At 46.2% G+C, this 16,944-nt stretch carries 20 protein-coding genes, 2 pseudogenes and 1 riboswitch; of the genes and pseudogenes, 2 read left to right on the forward strand and 20 right to left on the reverse strand.

The window, feature by feature from the left end; genetic code table 11:
* Window position 1: 1 nt before the first annotated feature.
* The 8 genes from Ga0451573_RS03065 to cysK (Ga0451573_RS03100) form a co-directional block, all read right to left on the reverse strand.
* Window positions 2-568 carry a hypothetical protein gene (locus Ga0451573_RS03065; RefSeq protein WP_231682412.1) on the reverse strand — a complete coding sequence of 189 codons (567 nt, stop codon included), beginning with the start codon at window positions 566-568 and terminating at the stop codon, window positions 2-4.
* A gap of 153 nt (window positions 569-721) precedes the next feature.
* Window positions 722-1,309 carry a Fe-S-containing protein gene (locus tag Ga0451573_RS03070; protein ID WP_231682413.1) on the reverse strand — a complete coding sequence of 196 codons (588 nt, stop codon included), beginning with the start codon at window positions 1,307-1,309 and terminating at the stop codon, window positions 722-724.
* Between the two features lie 209 nt (window positions 1,310-1,518).
* Window positions 1,519-2,493 (reverse strand): M56 family metallopeptidase, encoded by a 975-nt coding sequence (locus Ga0451573_RS03075; protein ID WP_231682414.1) that lies wholly within the window; start codon window positions 2,491-2,493, stop codon window positions 1,519-1,521.
* Between the two features lies 1 nt (window position 2,494).
* Window positions 2,495-2,926 (reverse strand): BlaI/MecI/CopY family transcriptional regulator, encoded by a 432-nt coding sequence (locus tag Ga0451573_RS03080; RefSeq protein WP_231682415.1) that lies wholly within the window; start codon window positions 2,924-2,926, stop codon window positions 2,495-2,497.
* Between the two features lie 176 nt (window positions 2,927-3,102).
* On the reverse strand, window positions 3,103-4,020 hold the full coding sequence (gene metA, locus Ga0451573_RS03085; protein WP_231682416.1) for a homoserine O-acetyltransferase MetA: 918 nt from the start codon (window positions 4,018-4,020) through the stop codon (window positions 3,103-3,105).
* A gap of 1 nt (window position 4,021) precedes the next feature.
* Entirely contained in the window at window positions 4,022-5,308 is a 1,287-nt protein-coding gene (locus Ga0451573_RS03090; RefSeq protein WP_231682417.1) for a homocysteine synthase, read from the reverse strand.
* Between the two features lie 17 nt (window positions 5,309-5,325).
* Window positions 5,326-6,291, reverse strand: a complete 966-nt coding sequence (gene cysK, locus Ga0451573_RS03095; RefSeq protein ID WP_231682418.1) for a cysteine synthase A — start codon at window positions 6,289-6,291, stop codon at window positions 5,326-5,328.
* A 143-nt stretch (window positions 6,292-6,434) separates the two neighbouring features.
* Window positions 6,435-6,549: riboswitch (SAM riboswitch) on the reverse strand.
* A 75-nt stretch (window positions 6,550-6,624) separates the two neighbouring features.
* On the reverse strand, window positions 6,625-7,551 hold the full coding sequence (gene cysK / locus Ga0451573_RS03100; RefSeq protein ID WP_231682419.1) for a cysteine synthase A: 927 nt from the start codon (window positions 7,549-7,551) through the stop codon (window positions 6,625-6,627).
* Window positions 7,552-7,783: 232 nt separating this feature from the next.
* Here cysK (Ga0451573_RS03100) and Ga0451573_RS03105 point away from each other — a divergent pair, with 232 nt between their 5' ends.
* Window positions 7,784-8,188: a cupredoxin domain-containing protein gene (locus tag Ga0451573_RS03105; protein WP_231682420.1), complete on the forward strand. Its 405-nt coding sequence runs from the start codon at window positions 7,784-7,786 to the stop codon at window positions 8,186-8,188.
* Window positions 8,189-8,264: 76 nt separating this feature from the next.
* Here Ga0451573_RS03105 and Ga0451573_RS03110 read toward each other — a convergent pair whose 3' ends face one another.
* The 9 genes and pseudogenes from Ga0451573_RS03110 to Ga0451573_RS03150 form a co-directional block, all read right to left on the reverse strand.
* The gene (locus tag Ga0451573_RS03110; protein WP_231682421.1) at window positions 8,265-8,414 is read right to left on the reverse strand and encodes a DUF1540 domain-containing protein; all 150 of its coding nucleotides are present in this window, start codon (window positions 8,412-8,414) and stop codon (window positions 8,265-8,267) included.
* Between the two features lie 333 nt (window positions 8,415-8,747).
* On the reverse strand, window positions 8,748-9,269 hold the full coding sequence (locus Ga0451573_RS03115) for an OsmC family protein (protein WP_231682422.1): 522 nt from the start codon (window positions 9,267-9,269) through the stop codon (window positions 8,748-8,750).
* Window positions 9,270-9,411: 142 nt separating this feature from the next.
* Window positions 9,412-10,233, reverse strand: coding sequence for a prolipoprotein diacylglyceryl transferase (lgt, locus tag Ga0451573_RS03120; RefSeq protein ID WP_231682423.1), 822 nt, complete (start codon window positions 10,231-10,233; stop codon window positions 9,412-9,414).
* 149 nt (window positions 10,234-10,382) lie between these two features.
* Window positions 10,383-10,550 carry a hypothetical protein gene (locus tag Ga0451573_RS03125; RefSeq protein ID WP_231682424.1) on the reverse strand — a complete coding sequence of 56 codons (168 nt, stop codon included), beginning with the start codon at window positions 10,548-10,550 and terminating at the stop codon, window positions 10,383-10,385.
* 119 nt (window positions 10,551-10,669) lie between these two features.
* The gene (locus Ga0451573_RS03130) at window positions 10,670-10,771 is read right to left on the reverse strand and encodes a metal-sensing transcriptional repressor (protein WP_231682425.1); all 102 of its coding nucleotides are present in this window, start codon (window positions 10,769-10,771) and stop codon (window positions 10,670-10,672) included.
* A 29-nt stretch (window positions 10,772-10,800) separates the two neighbouring features.
* Entirely contained in the window at window positions 10,801-11,328 is a 528-nt protein-coding gene (locus tag Ga0451573_RS03135) for a nitroreductase family protein (RefSeq protein ID WP_231682426.1), read from the reverse strand.
* A 36-nt stretch (window positions 11,329-11,364) separates the two neighbouring features.
* Window positions 11,365-12,093: a CBS domain-containing protein gene (locus tag Ga0451573_RS03140; RefSeq protein WP_231682427.1), complete on the reverse strand. Its 729-nt coding sequence runs from the start codon at window positions 12,091-12,093 to the stop codon at window positions 11,365-11,367.
* A gap of 254 nt (window positions 12,094-12,347) precedes the next feature.
* Window positions 12,348-13,112: pseudogene (locus tag Ga0451573_RS03145) on the reverse strand (DUF5714 domain-containing protein); the annotation flags it as partial.
* Between the two features lie 137 nt (window positions 13,113-13,249).
* Window positions 13,250-14,023 (reverse strand): annotated as a pseudogene (locus tag Ga0451573_RS03150) (enoyl-CoA hydratase/isomerase family protein).
* Window positions 14,024-14,197: 174 nt separating this feature from the next.
* Here Ga0451573_RS03150 and Ga0451573_RS03155 point away from each other — a divergent pair.
* Window positions 14,198-14,497, forward strand: a complete 300-nt coding sequence (locus tag Ga0451573_RS03155) for a hypothetical protein (protein ID WP_231682429.1) — start codon at window positions 14,198-14,200, stop codon at window positions 14,495-14,497.
* A gap of 199 nt (window positions 14,498-14,696) precedes the next feature.
* Here the strand turns inward: Ga0451573_RS03155 and Ga0451573_RS03160 are convergent, their stop codons facing one another.
* The 3 genes from Ga0451573_RS03160 to Ga0451573_RS03170 are packed head-to-tail and all read right to left on the reverse strand — an operon-like array spanning window position 14,697 to window position 16,813.
* A complete protein-coding gene (locus tag Ga0451573_RS03160) occupies window positions 14,697-15,677 on the reverse strand; it encodes an MBL fold metallo-hydrolase (RefSeq protein WP_231682633.1) in 981 nt (326 codons plus the stop codon).
* Between the two features lie 34 nt (window positions 15,678-15,711).
* Window positions 15,712-16,545, reverse strand: coding sequence for a PaaX family transcriptional regulator C-terminal domain-containing protein (locus Ga0451573_RS03165; RefSeq protein WP_231682430.1), 834 nt, complete (start codon window positions 16,543-16,545; stop codon window positions 15,712-15,714).
* Window positions 16,546-16,585: 40 nt separating this feature from the next.
* Window positions 16,586-16,813 carry a 2TM domain-containing protein gene (locus tag Ga0451573_RS03170; RefSeq protein WP_231682431.1) on the reverse strand — a complete coding sequence of 76 codons (228 nt, stop codon included), beginning with the start codon at window positions 16,811-16,813 and terminating at the stop codon, window positions 16,586-16,588.
* Between the last annotated feature and the right edge of the window lie 131 nt (window positions 16,814-16,944).

Raw genomic sequence — 16,944 nt, forward strand, 5'->3', positions numbered from 1 at the left:
TTTAACTGATTACGTATAAAGGGCCGCCCTGATAACCGTAACTGCGTACCGTGGCCCCGCTTTCGTCAAGAATGTCCACCTGAAGATGGCAGCCGAAGTTGGTCACTTTTGCCTCAGCGCCGTCTTTACCGGTTTCTTCTTTATATTTATCCATAGCAAGTCCCTTCAGTTCATCATTAAGGGCTTCCCCGCTTCCGCTGGCTGAGGCATCCCCAACAGCGCCGCCGGCCATCCCGCAGCCACCCCCGCCACTGCCCGGGGTCACACAGCAGCTGCCTCCGGAACCTGCAGCGGCTGCCAGGGATACACCGGAATAACTACTGCTGTTGGAACCATCTCCACCGCCCAAAAACGCTGTTTCCGGACCAGGTTCACCATACACATAAGTCACAATTCCAAGTCCCAGCATCAGGGCCACAAATACTCCGCCAAGGGCCTTAATCAACCAGTCCCGCCGGCGGACTTTTTCCGTCTCCTGCTGAAGCCGGAGTACAGTATCATTTACAGCAGTTTCATTTTTTGTGCTGTCCACAGTTGTCAGGTTTTCCGTGCCGTCCATTTTTTCCATCCTTATAACCTCCTCACGAACTCCTTTATAGCTCCTAGAGTAGAGCCTGTATGTTCAGATTTTTGCGCCATTGACTTTTCCTTTTTTCTTTTTTGTTTTTCGAAGTTGGTTGGCTCCGGAAATGACCGCGGAATATCCCAATGAGCCATCGAGTTACACAGCCCTTGGCTGCCAATTTTCCAGTGCCGCCCTGTCAATAATCAGCTTATCCCCTTCAATGTTGTAATCAATCATCTCCGGGGGATAAGTGGTACAGCCGCCGGAAATACCCTTTAAACCATCCAGGGACCAGCGTGTCCCACAGGCATTGCAGACCAGTTGGTCACCCTCAATGTGGAAGGCGACACCACTGCAGGGTTCACAAAGACTGGCAGCCACAACGATATTTCCCTTATCGGAAACATATGCCAGCAGAGGCAGATAGTCAAAGGCGGTGCCGTTATTCAGGGTGAAATCGACTCCCTGGACATCAAATGTCAGGCTCTTCTTATTCTTAATTTCATCTAAGTTCAACACAATCTTATTACCCGAGTCCTCAGCCTCAACGGCGCTGAAATCAACGGCAGCGCTGCCATAGTTTACGGCGCCCACATTAGTAAGACCTTCACTTCCTGATTTCCCAAAAAGCATCAGGGCTCCACCTGCAATAACTGCTGCCGCCGCTAATCCTATCAAAAAATATGTCCCTCTGCGCGGCTTCTTTTGATCTGCAAATTTTTTTTTCTTGGATTCTCTTGACATTTACATCCCCTCCAAAAATAATATTATTCTCGGCAACGATCCCTTGACATTATTCTACTATGCCTTGTAGTAGTCTCTATTATAATACCTTCTCCGCTGTGTTTGGTCAATAGGCTTCGCGAAGAAAATATTTCTACTACATATAATAGTACTTTATTCCAGATTAAACGGTCTCCTGCAATTCATAACACACAGGAGACCGGAATGTATCAGCAAACCCACTGAAGGACAAATACTGATAAACCTGTTATAACCATAGCTGCTGCAGCTGTAAACCAAATGCTGCCAATAATTTTGTGTTCTCCTTCAAGGAGCCTTTCCACCCGTTTTTCCAGGACCCCGCCGTTTCCGGCCAGACTGGGATATGGCAGGAGTTCGTCAACAATACTGTGTCTTGACATTTTCCATACCTTTATCAGAGCTTGGGCAAATGCCATTGGTTTTCCTGTCAGCCTTACGGCAAAATCATCAGAAGCCTTTTCCTTTTCTGCCGAATAATTGCGGAAAACCATGTTTGCCAGGGGCACGAAAAACATGATATCTTTCAGGAAAAGGAGTATCCTGTTTAAGAGGGAATCACCCCTCACTATGTGCCCCAATTCGTGTGCCATGACAGTCTCTAACTCGTCTTCATCCAGACCGCTAAGCAGTCCTTCAGAAAGAACGAGAACCGGGGAACGAAATCCCATGGTAAACGCCCTGGCAAAAATGTCCCGGGTAACAATGACCCTGGGAACTTTCATTTCTGCTTTAAGACAGAGTATTTTCAGTGCCGCAAACAGTTGGGGCCGGTCTGCATCTGATGCATACCCATATTTCTTTACATAACTGCGTGACGCATAAATACTGAGAATAATTCTGGCAGCAGCAAAAATCACCGACGCGAAAAATAACGGGGTTAGGATAACAGCCAGGATATTCCCTGCAAAACAGAGCCAGCTATCGATCTGCCCGATGCTGTGGCCGTATACGGCACACCTGTCAAGCCGGAGCGGTCCCCTGAATACATAGGCAGCAACCGGAACAACCAGGGGGATACCGAAGAGTACCGCCCTCGACCGGGTGTCCTTAAACAGCGGCAGCCGCAGCAAAAGCAGTACTGCCAAATAACCTGCCAGGGTCCCAAACAATACATAAAGGATAAAGGGGTGTACATAGCTCTTAACCAGCATAGTGTAAAACATACTAACCATCCCCCTTTGTCCTAAGCTCCTTTATACGTTTCTCTAATTCGTCTAATCTGCCAGGGTTCCCTTCAGTCAACCTGTCTACCATGTGGGAAAGAGCCGGCTCAGCAAAATCCTCCATCAGCCCGTCAAGGACTTCACCGGCAACCATGCTGGCAAACTGCGCCTCTGACACAGCAGGGCTGTAAACAAAGGCATTGCCTTTTGGTTCTTTGTTCAAGAGCTTCTTGTCGGCAAGGCGGCTCATAATGGTCATTACCGTAGTATAAGCAAGTTCCCTGGTTAAAAACAAATGTTCATGAACCTCCCTGACCGTAGCCTTTTCCTTTTGCCACATAATCTTCATAACTTCAGCCTCCAGGTCGCCAAGCACCTTTTTCAGCCCCAGCTTATGCGGCTTGAAGTCAGAAATAAACTTTGACAGAAACATCCTGCACTCGCTCCCTTCGCAAAACACGTTATACGCGTGTTTTATCCTTCTATGAACAATATAATTATTGCTGGGAATTACTACTACTACTACTATTAGTACTTAATTAATTCTACTATCTCCCGCTACTATGGTCAATAGTATTATTCTGGTTTCTAAGTCGGTATATGGCCTTTTCAGACGATTTCATTAAGATTAAAGGGAGTTTCCTGATAGACGAAATAATTTATCCAGTTGGCAAACAAAAGATTGGCATGCCCCCTCCAGTTTACCACGGGCGCTTTTGCCGGATCATTCCCGGGAAAATAATTGTTCGGCAGGCCAATCTCCAGTCCCTTACCGATATCCCGTTCATACTCTGCCTTAAGGGTCAGTGGTTCATACTCAGAGTGTCCGGTAACAAATACGTGCCTGCCGTCCTCTGAGGCTGCCAGGTAGACCCCCGCCTCGTCAGACTCGGCAAGGATTTCCAGGCCGGAAACTTTTGCAATGTCTTCACGGCGATTTTCCGTATGCCTTGAATGAGGAGCATAAAAGATATCATCAAAGCCCTTCAGAAGCTTATGATTTTTCTGGTTCACCGTATGGGGGAAAACGCCAAAAATCTTTTCCTGCAGTCTGTGCTTGGATACCCTGAAATGGTGATAAAGTCCGGCCTGAGCGCCCCAGCACAGGTAAAGCACCGCGTAAACATTCCTGAGTGACCAATCCATGATTTTCTTCAGTTCCTCCCAATAGGCTACCTCAGAGAATTCGAGCTGCTCAACAGGAGCCCCGGTAATAATCATCCCGTCAAATTTGGCATACCTTATTTCATCAAACGTCTTATAAAATGCAACCAGGTGGTCTCTCGGGGTGTTTCGGGACATATAGGTGCCGGGGTGCAGGAATACCACCTCCAGCTGCAGCGGGGTATTCCCCAGCAGCCTAAGGATTTGTGTTTCTGTGACAATCTTGGCAGGCATCAGGTTCAGGAGCAGGATTCTTAAAGGCCGGATGTCCTGATGAAAAGCCCTGGTCTCATCCATGACAAAAATATTTTCCCCGGCCAGTATTTTGGCCGCCGGAAGGTTATCCGGGATTTTTATCGGCATTTCAGACCACCTCCAGGGCCTTGTCAATATCTGCAATAATGTCCCCGATATTCTCCAGCCCCACCGAAAGCCGGATAAAGTCAGGGGTCACCCCAGACGCCTGCTGTTCCTCAGGACTAAGCTGACGATGGGTGGTTGATGCCGGGTGGATGACAAGAGATTTGGCATCCCCGACATTGGCCAGATGTGAAAGCAGTTCCAGGTTTTCGATGAACTTTCTGCCCTCTTCCAGACCGCCCTTAACGCCAAAACCTACAATTGCCCCATATAGCTCTTTTCTGTGGTATTTCCTGGCCAGGTCATGAGCAGGGTCTTCTTCCAGTCCGGGATATTTTACCCAGCCAACCTTAGGATGCCGGGAAAGATACCTGGCCACCTCAATAGCATTTTGACTGTGGCGCTCCATCCTCAGATGAAGCGTCTCCAGTCCCTGGAGCAACAGAAACGCATTAAACGGACTCAGGGCAGGCCCTATATCCCTTAAAAGCTGGACCCGAACCTTGGTAATATATGCGGCTTTTCCTACAGCTGCCACAAAATTAATTCCGTGATATGTGGGGTCAGGCGTGGTGAACTGGGGGTATTTCCCGCCCTCCCAGTTGAAGTTTCCCGAATCCACGATGATGCCCCCTAAAGATGTGCCATGTCCGCCGATAAACTTGGTAGCAGAGTGAATAATAATGTCTGCCCCATGGGCGGCAGGATTCACCAGATAAGGTGATGGCAATGTATTGTCAATAACCAGCGGCACCCCACGTTCATGGGCAATGGCAGCTACATTTTCAATATCAAGGGTATCCAGTTTGGGATTTCCAATTGTTTCAGCATATACAGCCTTTGTCCTGGAGGTAATGGCTTTACGGAAATTTTCCGGATCAGCCGGGTCCACAAAAACAACCTTTATCCCCATCGTTTTGAAAGTATGGCAGAACAGGTTGTATGTCCCTCCATAAAGGCTGGCAGATGAAACGATTTCATCTCCTGCATGGGCCAGGGCAAGCAGCGCCAGCGTTATAGCTGCCTGTCCCGACGCTGTGGCCAGACCCCCAACCCCTCCTTCAAGAGCGGCGACCCTCTGCTCCAACACATCTGTGGTGGGATTCATCATCCTTGTATAGATATTACCCGGTTCTTCAAGGTCGAAAAGCCGCGCTGCATGAGCAGTATCTTCAAAAACATAAGAACTTGTTTGGTAAATGGGAACCGCCCTGGAGCCCGTAGCGGGGTCAGGCCGCTGCCCTCCATGAAGCGCCAGGGTTTCCGGTTTAAGTTTTTCATTTGCTTTCACATCAACATTCCTCCTAATTAATTCATGCCGTTTTTAGCCAAGTCAAAGCGAAAATAAGGGGCCATACTAAGGTATTTTTCTCCTGAATCAGGCAAAATCGTAACAACCCGTTTGCCCGGTCCGAGTTCCCTGGCCACCCGGGCAGCGGCATAAACAGCGGCTCCTGAAGAGTAACCTGCCAAGACTCCTTCTGCCCTGGCAAGGGCCATAGAAGTCATCACAGCATCATATTCGGTCACCGTAATAACTTCATCTAAAACAGCAAGATTCAGCGTTTCCGGGACAAATCCGGCGCCAATCCCATGTATCCTGTGGCTGCCGGGTTTGCCTCCGGAAAGGACCGCACACTCGGCAGGTTCAACACCGATCACCCGGACACCGGGTATCTCCTGTTTAAGGACTTCCCCAACCCCGGTGATGGTTCCTCCGGTCCCGATTCCAGCAACAAAGGCATCTATTTTTCCCTCCATCTGACTGAGGATTTCCCTGCCGGTTGTCCTCCGATGGACCTCAGGATTGGAAGGGTTCTGAAACTGTCTCGGCATGTAGTAGTGAGGATTTTGGCTGAGAATTTCCTCAGCCTTATTTACAGCGCCCGTCATCCCTTCATCTTCCGGTGTGGCAACTACCTCTGCCCCATACATGCGGAGTACGGTCCTGTATTCCTTGCCAATCGATTCCGGCATCACCAGGATCAACCGGTAGCCCCTGGATGCGGCTACAATAGCCAGACCAATGCCCGTGTTGCCACTGGTGGCCTCAACGATAACACTGCCTGATCTGATGCTGCCATTCTTTTCTGCCTCTTCTACCATTTGCAGGGCTATCCGGTCCTTGATACTGCCGCCGGGGTTATACATTTCCATTTTGGCCATGACCGCAGCCGCTCCATCAGGAATAGTTTTTCTAAACCTGTAGAGCGGGGTGTTCCCAATGAGGCAGGTAACGTCTGCAGCATCATTTTTCGAATCTTTACCCACCATTTACATTGCCTCCGTTCTTTTCCGTATACTGTACTAGTTTGACTCCATCATCAATGTTAAATTCCCTCAGGCCGTTTTTTAAATAAAATTGGGACCGTCCCAAGGCAGAGAGGAGGCAGCCTTTGGGACAATCCCATAATCCTCTCTTATCTTTCAGAAAACTCCTGCAGGAATTGGCACATTTCCAAAAATCCCTCCCAGGGATTCGGCTGTTGCCGGGCATCATTGGGCCTGTCCCTCCGCCGCTCTTGATAAGATTTCTATTATTATATTTTTATACATACTATCATGCGTAGTAGATTTTGTCAACCAAAAACAGTCATTTTTATAAGGTTAAACGTTTGCAAACAGCGCTGTGGAAAGGTATCGTTCGCCGGTATCGGGAAAAACTATGACGACTCTTTTACCCTTGTTTTCCGGGCGACTGCCAACTTTAAGCCCAGCGTAAAGGGCCGCACCGCTTGATATCCCCACCAGCATTCCTTCGCCGGAGGCTGCTTTTCTGGCTAAATCCATGGCATCGTCATCTGTAACAGTGATGATTTCATCAATAACCTCCCTGTTTAACACTCCTGGCACAAAACCGGCCCCGATACCCTGAATTTTATGGGGTCCTGGAGCGCCGCCGGACAGCACGGGAGAATTTGCAGGTTCAACTGCAATTATCTGTACCTCGGGATTCAGTTCCTTAAGTTTTTGACCAACTCCGGTAACTGTCCCCCCTGTACCAACCCCAGCGACAAGTATATCAATATTTCCATCAGTGTCTTCCCAGATTTCCCTGGCAGTTGTACTGCTGTGGATTTCAGGATTGGCCGGGTTCTCAAATTGCTGTGGCACAAAGGAATCCGGGTATTCTCCTGATAATTCGAGGGCTTTGCTGACGGCACCCTTCATACCCTCCGCCCCCGGAGTTAACACAAGCTCTGCGCCATATGCCTTGAGCAGGCTCCTTCTTTCCACACTCATGGTATCCGGCATGGTCAATATCAGTTTGTACCCTCTGGCAGCAGCAATGATTGCCAGCCCAATTCCGGTGTTCCCGCTGGTTGGTTCGATAATTACGGTATTACTGCCAATTCTGCCTTCCCGTTCCGCCTGGACGACCATATTAAGACTGATACGATCCTTGACACTTCCACCCGGATTGAAGGATTCCAGCTTAACCAGAATATCGGCCCCGGTGTCATTCAGTTTTTGCAGCCTCACCAATGGTGTGCTCCCAACCAGTTCGGTGATGCTTTCATGAATCTTACCCATTTTTTAACCCCCCGTTTTTTTATACAGAGCCCTTATTTCAGGGCTTGTTTTATTTAGCTTGCAACATTAGCAAATAGCAGATTTCACGTGAAAGACAGCGTAATAAGCGTACCACCCCCTAATCTTAACCCTCATTACAGGCTCAGTTTTTTTTGCCATCTGCTACTATACTTCGTAGTAGAACTTTGTTTACAACTACTATACTGCATCGCATTTAGTTTGTCTACCTTTATTGTGCGGCATAGTAGGGCTTCACATACACATATCACTAGAAAAATGGAGGTATAACACTGTCTGTCCTGGCGGTCTGGATTGCTTCTGCAGTGGTTGGCTCTGCCCCACCGGAGCCCGCTCCTCTTGCAGAACAGCGCGGCGGCCCCAGATTGTCTCTCTGGACCTGACTACGAGCAGCTACAGCCCGAATAATATCACCATGAAAAAGGGTATTCCGGTAGAGGTGAGAACAAATTCCTCAGCAGATGCCGGCTGTGTCAGCGGACTTATGATACCTGACTTTGACATTAACAAGGCTTTGGATGTGGGGCAGGATTCCTTTACTTTTGTTCCTGATAAGGCAGGCACCTTTGAATTTACCTGCGAGATGAGAATGTCATCCAGCACACTGACCGTCATCTAGTGAGGAGAAATCCAATTGAAAACCCGATAAGAACATAAGTGAAAACCTCCCAGTTTTAAAATGGGAGGTTTTCTGGTTAGCCTTTGGTCCTGAAGGTATCACACTTGGTTTCATCTGAATTGTTTGACTGGGGAACCTTGTTGTGGTCCACCTGGATCATCGGAGCACCACACTTGATATTGCTGTTATACTCACACTCGGTAACTGAGCACTTGATATCAGGCAAATTTTTCACCTCCTTCAACCAAAGTGAAAATTATAGGTTATGCAAAATTATTATTTCCCCGGATTATAGAAGATAATTCATTAAAATTACAAACAAAAGCTTTCTTGACAATGTTCTTTTAATATTTACTATGCATCGTAGTAAGGTTTCACACCTTCTTCACATTCTTATCACTGTCCGGTCAAAATTACTTTATATAATATGGGCGGTTATGGGGGCAGCAGCCCTGCTTATGCTATATAGAAAAAAATCCGGTACGGTTACCAGGCAATAAGCCCGATAACCGTACCGGCTTTTACATATGAAACGCAGACATGCAGGGGAAGCTAAATATTAAGCTGTTCTCCGTTTAACAAGTTCTACGTCAAGGTTAACGCTCTTACTGAGAGTCAGTCCTACAGGGGATGTGGCTGTAACCCTTTGATGAAGTTCCTCAAGTTTGTCCAGGCCAACTGAACTCTTCAGAAATACCTTTGCTCTCACGCTGGTATATCCGGGAAGTACATCTGACGGCAGCCCGAAAAATCCCGGCAGGTCGATGTCACCTTCAAGTTCAACTTCAATCTTTTGCAGTTCTATCCCCATCATAGCTGCATTCAACGAATAACCAACCACCAGGCAGCTTCCCAGGGCAGACAGGATCATTTCCACAGGATTAGGCGCCTCATCGGTGCCCCCAAGGTCAATGGGTTCGTCAATCAGTACCTTGAAACCGCGAATTTCCGATTCCGACTTGGTACCACCCTTCCAAACTGTCCTAGCCCGCCACATGGTTTTGCCAAATTCGGGATTATCCCTGACAGTTTCAATAATTTTCTGGCCAACCTCAAGATTAATACCATTAATTTCTGGCATAGTCTCCTCCTCCTCCTATCTGTTTTGCCTGGCATTCTCCTACTGCTATTTGTAGTATCACTATTATACAGCCTTGCACCCCAGAAATCAATATTAACTTCAACAAATCAGCAATTTTTCTGAGTAATACCCATTCCCCGGGTTACGCTCTTCGCCTCATTTTGAATATAATCACACCAATTGCAGCAAGAGCAATTACAATACTTGATACCTGGGCGGCCTTGAGCCCTTCAGTCATCAACAGGCTGTCACCCCTCCAGAATTCCAGGGTGAACCTGAGAGCTGAGTAAAGCACAAAGTACATCAGGGCGATAAAACCGTTAAAGGGTCTACGGCTAAATAACAACAGCAGCAGCGCCATAATTGCCAGATCCCCCGCACCCTCCAGCAGTTCTGCCGGCACCAGTGGAGCACCACCGTAAGCGCTGTATGCGGGAGTGCCCGGGCGGTATGCCACACCCCACCCCGACTGTGCCGGGATGCCGTAAGCATCACCGTTTAAAAAACACCCGATTCTGCCAATTGCCTGTCCTGCTATCAACCCTGGAGCCAGGATATCTGCAAAATGCCAAAAGTTAAGGTTATTTCTCCTGATAAACCATAGTGTAAACAGTAGTCCACCGGCAACAGCGCCTTGTATTGACAGACCGCCGCTCCAGAACTTCAAGGCCTCCAGGGGCGCTCCGGCAAAGTTTTCCCAGGAGAATATAACTTCCCATATCCTGGCGCCCAGGAAGCCTGAGATAACAGCATATAGCACATAATCAAATACCAGATTGCCATCTTGACCCTCTCTACGGGCCAATCTGAACGCTATAAATGTTCCCAGGATTATTCCGAGGGAAACCATCACTCCCCAGGCACGCACCTCTATACTTCCTATATGAAATAAAATCGGATACAAAACCATCACTCCATTCTTTAGAATACCGTACTGTCCCATTACAAGCATGTAGTTTTGCATTCTATTACTACTTTACGTAGTATATTATAACACAGATTTTGTATCGTTTCCAATATGTTAAGACTGGAAAGAAAGGACTTAACCTGCGAAATATTCGTTGATTTTCTCATACTTGTCACTTAATTCCTGTACAGGCACCTCACAAAAACTTACCGACACCCTGGTGAAGTGGACATCTTCGCTGTATTCCGCCCGGGAACCGTCCTTCTGATGCCAGTCTGAGAATTCAGAACCCGGCAGCGGGTTATAGATACTCCAACTGCAGCATCCAGGTCCAGGATCTTGGCAAGACTAAACGTCATTTCGATGTCTTCCATGGTTTCTCCAGGGCTCCGCCTTCATCAGCTGTATTTCTTCTTGATTAGGGGAATGATTGCCGGCATAGTGATAATCATAGCCAGGATAAATACCCATATGGTTTCGCCAAATCTGGCAATCATATCATATCTCCCCCCGCAAGCAGGTCTACACAGTACCGGTCTTCTTCGACCATTTTGGCTATCCCGCGGACCTGCCCTTCAATTGTCTTCGAGCACACCTCTATCCCCCCACCGGGGTGGGCGGTTTTTATCTTTGGCCGTACTTGTTAACAAAGACTTTGTCTAACATTAATTCGGCTTCCGTATGCGGTTCCCGCTTTTCATCCGGGTATCCAACAGCTATTACAGAGGCAACTTTATAATTCTCGGGTATGTCCAGCAGTTCCCTGACATACTGCTCTGATGTCCGGTTCGCATCATGCTTTCTTTTCCTGATTTGAATCCAGCAGGACCCCAACCCCATATTTTCGGCTGCCAACTGGATCATAATAGCTGCAATCGAAGTATCCTCTACCCAGACATCACTTTTGGTGTCATCTGCGATTACAACTATCGCCAGTGGAGCCCCGTTTAAAAAGCTGGAACCGTGTTCCTTGGCGGCGGACAGTTTCAGGAGAATTTCCTTGTCTGCAACCACAATAAACTCCCAGGGGTTAGTTCGTCTGGACGAGGGTGCCAAAAGCGCTGCCCGTACCAGCTCATCAATTTTCTCCTGTTCAACAATATCGGGCTTAAATTTCCGAATGCTCCTTCTCTTCATTAGCAATTCCAGCATACAAAACACTCCTTCCAGTTTTCCCTATACATTTATTTAGATTCCGGCAATATCCCATGGGGTTATCATGCCCAGAAGTTCCTCTTCCTGCCTGCCGTTTTCCGTGATATACACCACTGCCAGGCGCCGGTGGCCCTCCAGTTCACAGCGAAACATTTCCTCCACATCACCTACCAGGGTGTCCCTGTCAATAAATATAAAGTGTTCCCCTTTATGCTTCTCCATTGGAATGTAATCTATAAAATCCTTTATTATGGCGTGATGTTCAATAAATATTCTGTTCTCGGCTATATATGAAAATACCGTGTTTTCACTGAACACCCCAATCATTTTATCATTTTCCAGCACCGGAACATGGGTATACCTGTTACTGTTCATTGTTCTCATTAACATAATTGCATTGGCATTTAGGGTAGTTGTGTAAATATCTTTCCTCTTTATAGCTATAGATAGGGCTTTGGGAGGATTAAAGCACTCATCAATAATTTGTTCATACATGCCAACAACAAATTCATGAGGCTCAGCTATAGGGTCGGCTTGATCAGGATACCTGTTATGAACAATGGCATTCCTTAACCTTGCCAGGGATTTCAGTTCACTCTCATGCCTCCGGAACAGGATGTCCTTTCTGGCCATCTCATTAATCATTCTGGTGTGGCTGAATCCGTCATCCCGGCCCAGCCTCTCTTTCATGAAACTATCCAGCTTGTTATATAAAGCAAGGAACTTAGTTGAGCGGGATTTATCTGTGGTCGTCTCCTCCATTGGCCTGCCTCCTGTCATATAGTGAAAAATTTTTCCTTTTACTGATAGCAATAATATTGACCTGTGATATTGGCCTATGAAATACTTCAACCAATTCGAGCAGATTCCTTCCAGATGTTTCGATGGAAGATTTTGGAGAGAGACGATGCCAAAAAAAACAATTCCGGGAAAAAGACAATACCGGGAATTCCCCGGTATCGATTGTTTAATATTTTTCGTGTCCTGTTTAACCTAAACAGGCTTAAGTATTAACTTCAGGTTTTACAATTATGGTCTTTATAATAATTACATTTTTCCAGCCTGCACCCATGGGGGTGTCTGGCAACGTGGCTGCATATAATTGCATCATCCGGAAGCGGCAGGTTTACATCCAAGTATTGTTTTGCCAACCCAACTGCCTCAAACAGTGATGTCCTGACAAAGTTCTTACAGCAGCAGGGGCCGGTTTGACCGGCAATTGCATTCACTATCCTGCCGACAACCTTCATGGTGACAGCCGTCTCCCTGTCTTTGGGACAAGCAGCTCCCAGAATGACGCTGAAACAGGCTCCAACTGCCGGGGCAATCCCACAAACACCTGTCAGGCCGCAGTATCCGCCTACTGCCTGCTTTCTGGTACGGACCAACACCTCATCTATCTGGTCATCTGCGACATTTACCGTACCTTCATTTTTGATTGCAGACATTAAAGCCCCGGCAGCAATCCAGGCATTTTCACACCCCAGCATGGGTACTTCATCAGAATATCCCATGAGTGTCTCTGATGTCTCAAAAGGATTGGCTGAGTCCGTATTCACCACATAGTCCCTGATAGTTCTGTAAACCTCTTTACCGTGGCAGGCATCACATATATAATGACCGTCAGGGCAGCTAATATTGGTAAAATCGATAGTGCCACAACGAAGACAGGTACAGTATCTGCCTTTTTCAAAATAATCCAACTCACTGCCACAGACCTGACAGTTCTCGGTATTCACCCCATCGGGCTCCCTTTGATGCTGACCAGCACCATTTCCCGGCCCTCAACAGCTGCTAACATCGGGGACCGGCATCAGTTTTCTGGCTGCTTCATTCATTGCTAACACCCCGGTTTTATAATAATAGTTAACATTCCTATGATAGCCGGAAATAACTCTGTTTAAACACTTTATCTACCTTACCTGCCTTTAAATACCGGTTTCCTCTTTTCCAGAAAAGCCGTTGTCCCCTCGATGGCATCCTCTGTATTCTGCAGGCTCACGAGCACAGATTTGGCAAAATCATAACCCTCCATCCCCCTGTTGACGGCTTTCTTCACTGCCTTAATAGCCAGGGGCGGCATCTGCTTTATCTCATCAGCCAGTTCCAGTGTCGCTTCCATCAGTTTTTCCGGTGGCACAACCTGGGTCACAAATCCCCACTGGACAGCCTCTGCGGCGCTTACAAACTTCCTGGTCATCAGGACTTCTTTAGCCCTGAAACGCCCGACTTCCGCCGGAAGCCGGATAATCCCGTACGGTCAGAGAATACCCAGGTAAGTGGCCGGCCAGGCGAATTTGGCCTTCTCAGAAGCTACATTTAAATCAAAGGCCAAAGCCCACTGGGCTCCGTCTCCTGCAGCTGCCCCATTGATTGCTCCAATAACCGGTTTCTCAAATTCGTAAAATACCCTGGCCATCTCCAGCAGCTTGCAATTGATGTTGTCCTGCAGCTGCGGATTTTTTGCCCCTTCGGCAAATTCGTTCACATCAGCCCCGGCACAAAAGGCACGCCCTTCACCGGTAACAACAACTACTCTGACATTGTCGTCTGTCTCAAGTTCTCCAAGTGCCTTAATGATTTCCGCCCTCATGGTCATATTTACTGAATTCAGTTTATCCGGGCGATTTAAGGTTAAGATTGCCGTTCCTTCCCTGTTATCCAGCTTTATGGTTTCATATCCCAATTTCACTGAACCCCCTTCGGTAATCTTTTCCTCTATATTTCTTTTGTAAATTTAAAAAACCTGCAATGTGAAATAATTAATAAGCTGATGCCAAATAACGACCACTTGGACCGTTGTCTCAAAAAGCAGGAGATAACTTTTTTTAGTTGAATTAACTAGTATAAGGAAGGGGATGTCATTTTGTACAATAACGAATTTACAAATAATTGGGACATGGACGTTTTTAAGTCACTAGCCAGTGCATCCATTAAAGCAACGGCTGAAGCGGATGCAACAAAGGCGGTGAATACCTCAGTCAAATTGCAGGTATGGATCAGCTATAAAGACGTTTATGTCAGGGAAAAACCTTGTAATGGGCAGCTCGGTTTTGGGATGTCAATCGATAATTTAGTTAAACTCGAATATTTAAATCGGAAGGGGTGCAGTTGCAGCTTAACCGACAAGGGCTTAAAAAGATATAATGAATTACGGGGAGCTTAGCGGCTCTCTTTTTTATGCACTGCAATCCTTTTTTGAAGCAGTTATCACTTCATTTGGGCTTTCGCCTTCGCCCTCTCATTGAATCTGGCCGCATCTATAATATACCTCTCATGGGTGTCCTGAGAAATCAAATCAATGCCATCATGACCGGTTAATGAAAATACGAGTTTTCTGCCGCTGACTTTGTCATTGATAAGAATTATCTGGCAACACTAATCTCTTTGCCCACCATAATATCCACATACCGTTCCCGGAACAATTCCCTGAACTTATCCAGTGTCCAGTCACAACTGTCATGTGCAGAAATACCTATCATACTTAGATTGGTTTTATCTAATTCGGCAGCGGCTTCAAGGACTTCCTGCTGTTCGATTTTCTGCCATGGCAGCTTACCGGTCCCTATGATTTTCTGCATATTAAACTTCATCCTTGATTCTTCAACAGGGTAATGCAGTCCTCCGATTACTCCGTAGATTGGCACATCAAACAATTCTCTGGTCCTTTCAAGAATCCTGGCTGCTTTTTGGTGACCACACCCCACAACTAATACCAGTCCTTTCCCTTCTACATTTACGACCAGCGCCTGTTCTGAGGTAAGTCCCATCCCCCAGATCGCCCTGTCAATCGTTCCAATGGTGGCAATTCCATCCGCTATTTTCTTCGGCTTTGGGGTTACTTCCACTTCTGCCGTGGAATGAACCATTTTTTCAGGCACAAGAGCCTTCACATGACTTAAATCGATTTCTTCCCCGGACAGTAAAAAGGTGTCTTGTTTCTTTGCCTGAATACCTCCTGTATGGTCAACATGATTATGAGATATAACAATAGTGTCAATCTCTTTGATATCTACTCCAAGTTGATTCATATTTCTTAACAGTGGTGACGGGTGTTCATTCTCCATGTTAAACCCCACATCAAACATAATCTTTTTGTCACCGGCGCTGACCAGGTAAGAAACACCCGGTTCTCCGCTCAGAGTATCATTACTCGTATAGTAGTCAATCAAAGGCATTATTTTAAGTTCTTTTACAGTGCCGAGATTTGCTATTTTTTCCGGTCTATATTCATTCCAGGAGGCCTCCGCGATTTCTTTGTTCTTCGAGAAACTCCGCACAGAAACAGTAAAACCCAATAAACCCAAAACCAATACCCCCAAAATGACGTAAGCAATTATCTTCATCACACTAAAAACTCCTCTCCCCCAAAACATTTTTTTAAATATTTTTTTCAAAATATCCTGTTACCCTATCGAAAAGGTGCCTTCTCAACTCAGTAAACTCCTTGACCACCCTGTCACCTTCCCAATCCGGAATTAATTCCTCCGGCACAACAGGGTCAGAAACAGCGGTATCGTAAAAGTTCCATCCCAGTTTAAACAACAACGGGAGATGATGCCCGTCATTGTCTTTTAAACCGGCAGACTCATTTTTAATTTCTTCGATCAGGTCTAAAAGCTTCAGGTAGCTTTTCCTTACCGGCTCGATTTCAAAAATGTCCTTTAGAAGTTGGTCAGCCGTAAAATTGTAAAATATATTTCCTCCCCACAATTCTATGTACTCAAATTGATTTTTTACTGACAAATCAGCCATCTGCCCTGATACCCGGTAAGGGCAGAGCCAAACATTCTTCTCCATCTCGCGGAGGCCAAGCTCCATTAATTCATCAACAATCAATTGATTTTCCTTGTCTGATTTATGGAAATTCATCAGAACAGCTAAATACCATTTGGGCTCCCATGGATTATGTCTTTTATTGAAGCGTGCAAAAAACCTGCCAATTCCATCATTCCATATCCTGATGTTTTCGAGGCCGTAGTCAGTCAGTTGATAATAAACCTCGTTTTCACTCCGCTGATTGGCCAATACTCCCGCTTTGACCATGCGAGACAAACCCATCCGGGTAGATGTCTCGTTTTTTTCAAATTGCTGCATAAACCTGATTAATTTGTTCAGCCCTATTGAGTACTGCCCGGTATATTCGCCGTAAATGTTGAAAAGGAACAATACAATACTGGTAACACTGTCTTTTTTTCGTAAAACGATTTTCACTGGACCACCCCTTTAATATCAGTTGCAATTAATTGCAATATCAGTTATGACCTGCCTCTTTAGAAAGGTTTCTGATATTCATATAATGTATCATGATACCGATCCCCCAACCTATCAGGGGAAAGACGAACCAGATAAATCCGGGAACAAAAGCCAAGTTTATGAATGCCAACAGACTGATTACACACAGATAAACCGTCCTGTGGATTCTGAACCCCCGTTGCTCATCTTCGACTTTCATCTGGTGGTTTTCAAATTTGTTTTGCATGCTAACCCCTCCATTTATATATCGTTTATTTCTTTGTTATTATTATATGTTATAACATATTTATTTGTCAATATATTTTTAGTTATTTTCTTGTATTTTGAACCAATTCCTCAATTAGCGCAAAAAAAGCA

Source organism: Phosphitispora fastidiosa (assembly GCF_019008365.1).
GTDB classification, from domain to species: Bacteria; Bacillota; Thermincolia; order Thermincolales; family UBA2595; genus Phosphitispora; species Phosphitispora fastidiosa.

Coding starts and splice junctions, on each gene's coding strand:
- Ga0451573_RS03065 (WP_231682412.1), bottom strand. CDS start 568: ATGGAAAAAATGGACGGCACGGAAAACCTGACAACTGTGGACAGCACA.
- Ga0451573_RS03070 (WP_231682413.1), bottom strand. CDS start 1,309: ATGTCAAGAGAATCCAAGAAAAAAAAATTTGCAGATCAAAAGAAGCCG.
- Ga0451573_RS03075 (WP_231682414.1), bottom strand. CDS start 2,493: ATGTTTTACACTATGCTGGTTAAGAGCTATGTACACCCCTTTATCCTT.
- Ga0451573_RS03080 (WP_231682415.1), bottom strand. CDS start 2,926: ATGTTTCTGTCAAAGTTTATTTCTGACTTCAAGCCGCATAAGCTGGGG.
- metA (WP_231682416.1), bottom strand. CDS start 4,020: ATGCCGATAAAAATCCCGGATAACCTTCCGGCGGCCAAAATACTGGCC.
- cysK (WP_231682418.1), bottom strand. CDS start 6,291: ATGGTGGGTAAAGATTCGAAAAATGATGCTGCAGACGTTACCTGCCTC.
- cysK (WP_231682419.1), bottom strand. CDS start 7,551: ATGGGTAAGATTCATGAAAGCATCACCGAACTGGTTGGGAGCACACCA.
- Ga0451573_RS03115 (WP_231682422.1), bottom strand. CDS start 9,269: ATGCCAGAAATTAATGGTATTAATCTTGAGGTTGGCCAGAAAATTATT.
- lgt (WP_231682423.1), bottom strand. CDS start 10,233: ATGCAAAACTACATGCTTGTAATGGGACAGTACGGTATTCTAAAGAAT.
- Ga0451573_RS03125 (WP_231682424.1), bottom strand. CDS start 10,550: ATGGAAGACATCGAAATGACGTTTAGTCTTGCCAAGATCCTGGACCTG.
- Ga0451573_RS03135 (WP_231682426.1), bottom strand. CDS start 11,328: ATGCTGGAATTGCTAATGAAGAGAAGGAGCATTCGGAAATTTAAGCCC.
- Ga0451573_RS03140 (WP_231682427.1), bottom strand. CDS start 12,093: ATGGAGGAGACGACCACAGATAAATCCCGCTCAACTAAGTTCCTTGCT.
- Ga0451573_RS03160 (WP_231682633.1), bottom strand. CDS start 15,677: ATGAAGATAATTGCTTACGTCATTTTGGGGGTATTGGTTTTGGGTTTA.
- Ga0451573_RS03170 (WP_231682431.1), bottom strand. CDS start 16,813: ATGCAAAACAAATTTGAAAACCACCAGATGAAAGTCGAAGATGAGCAA.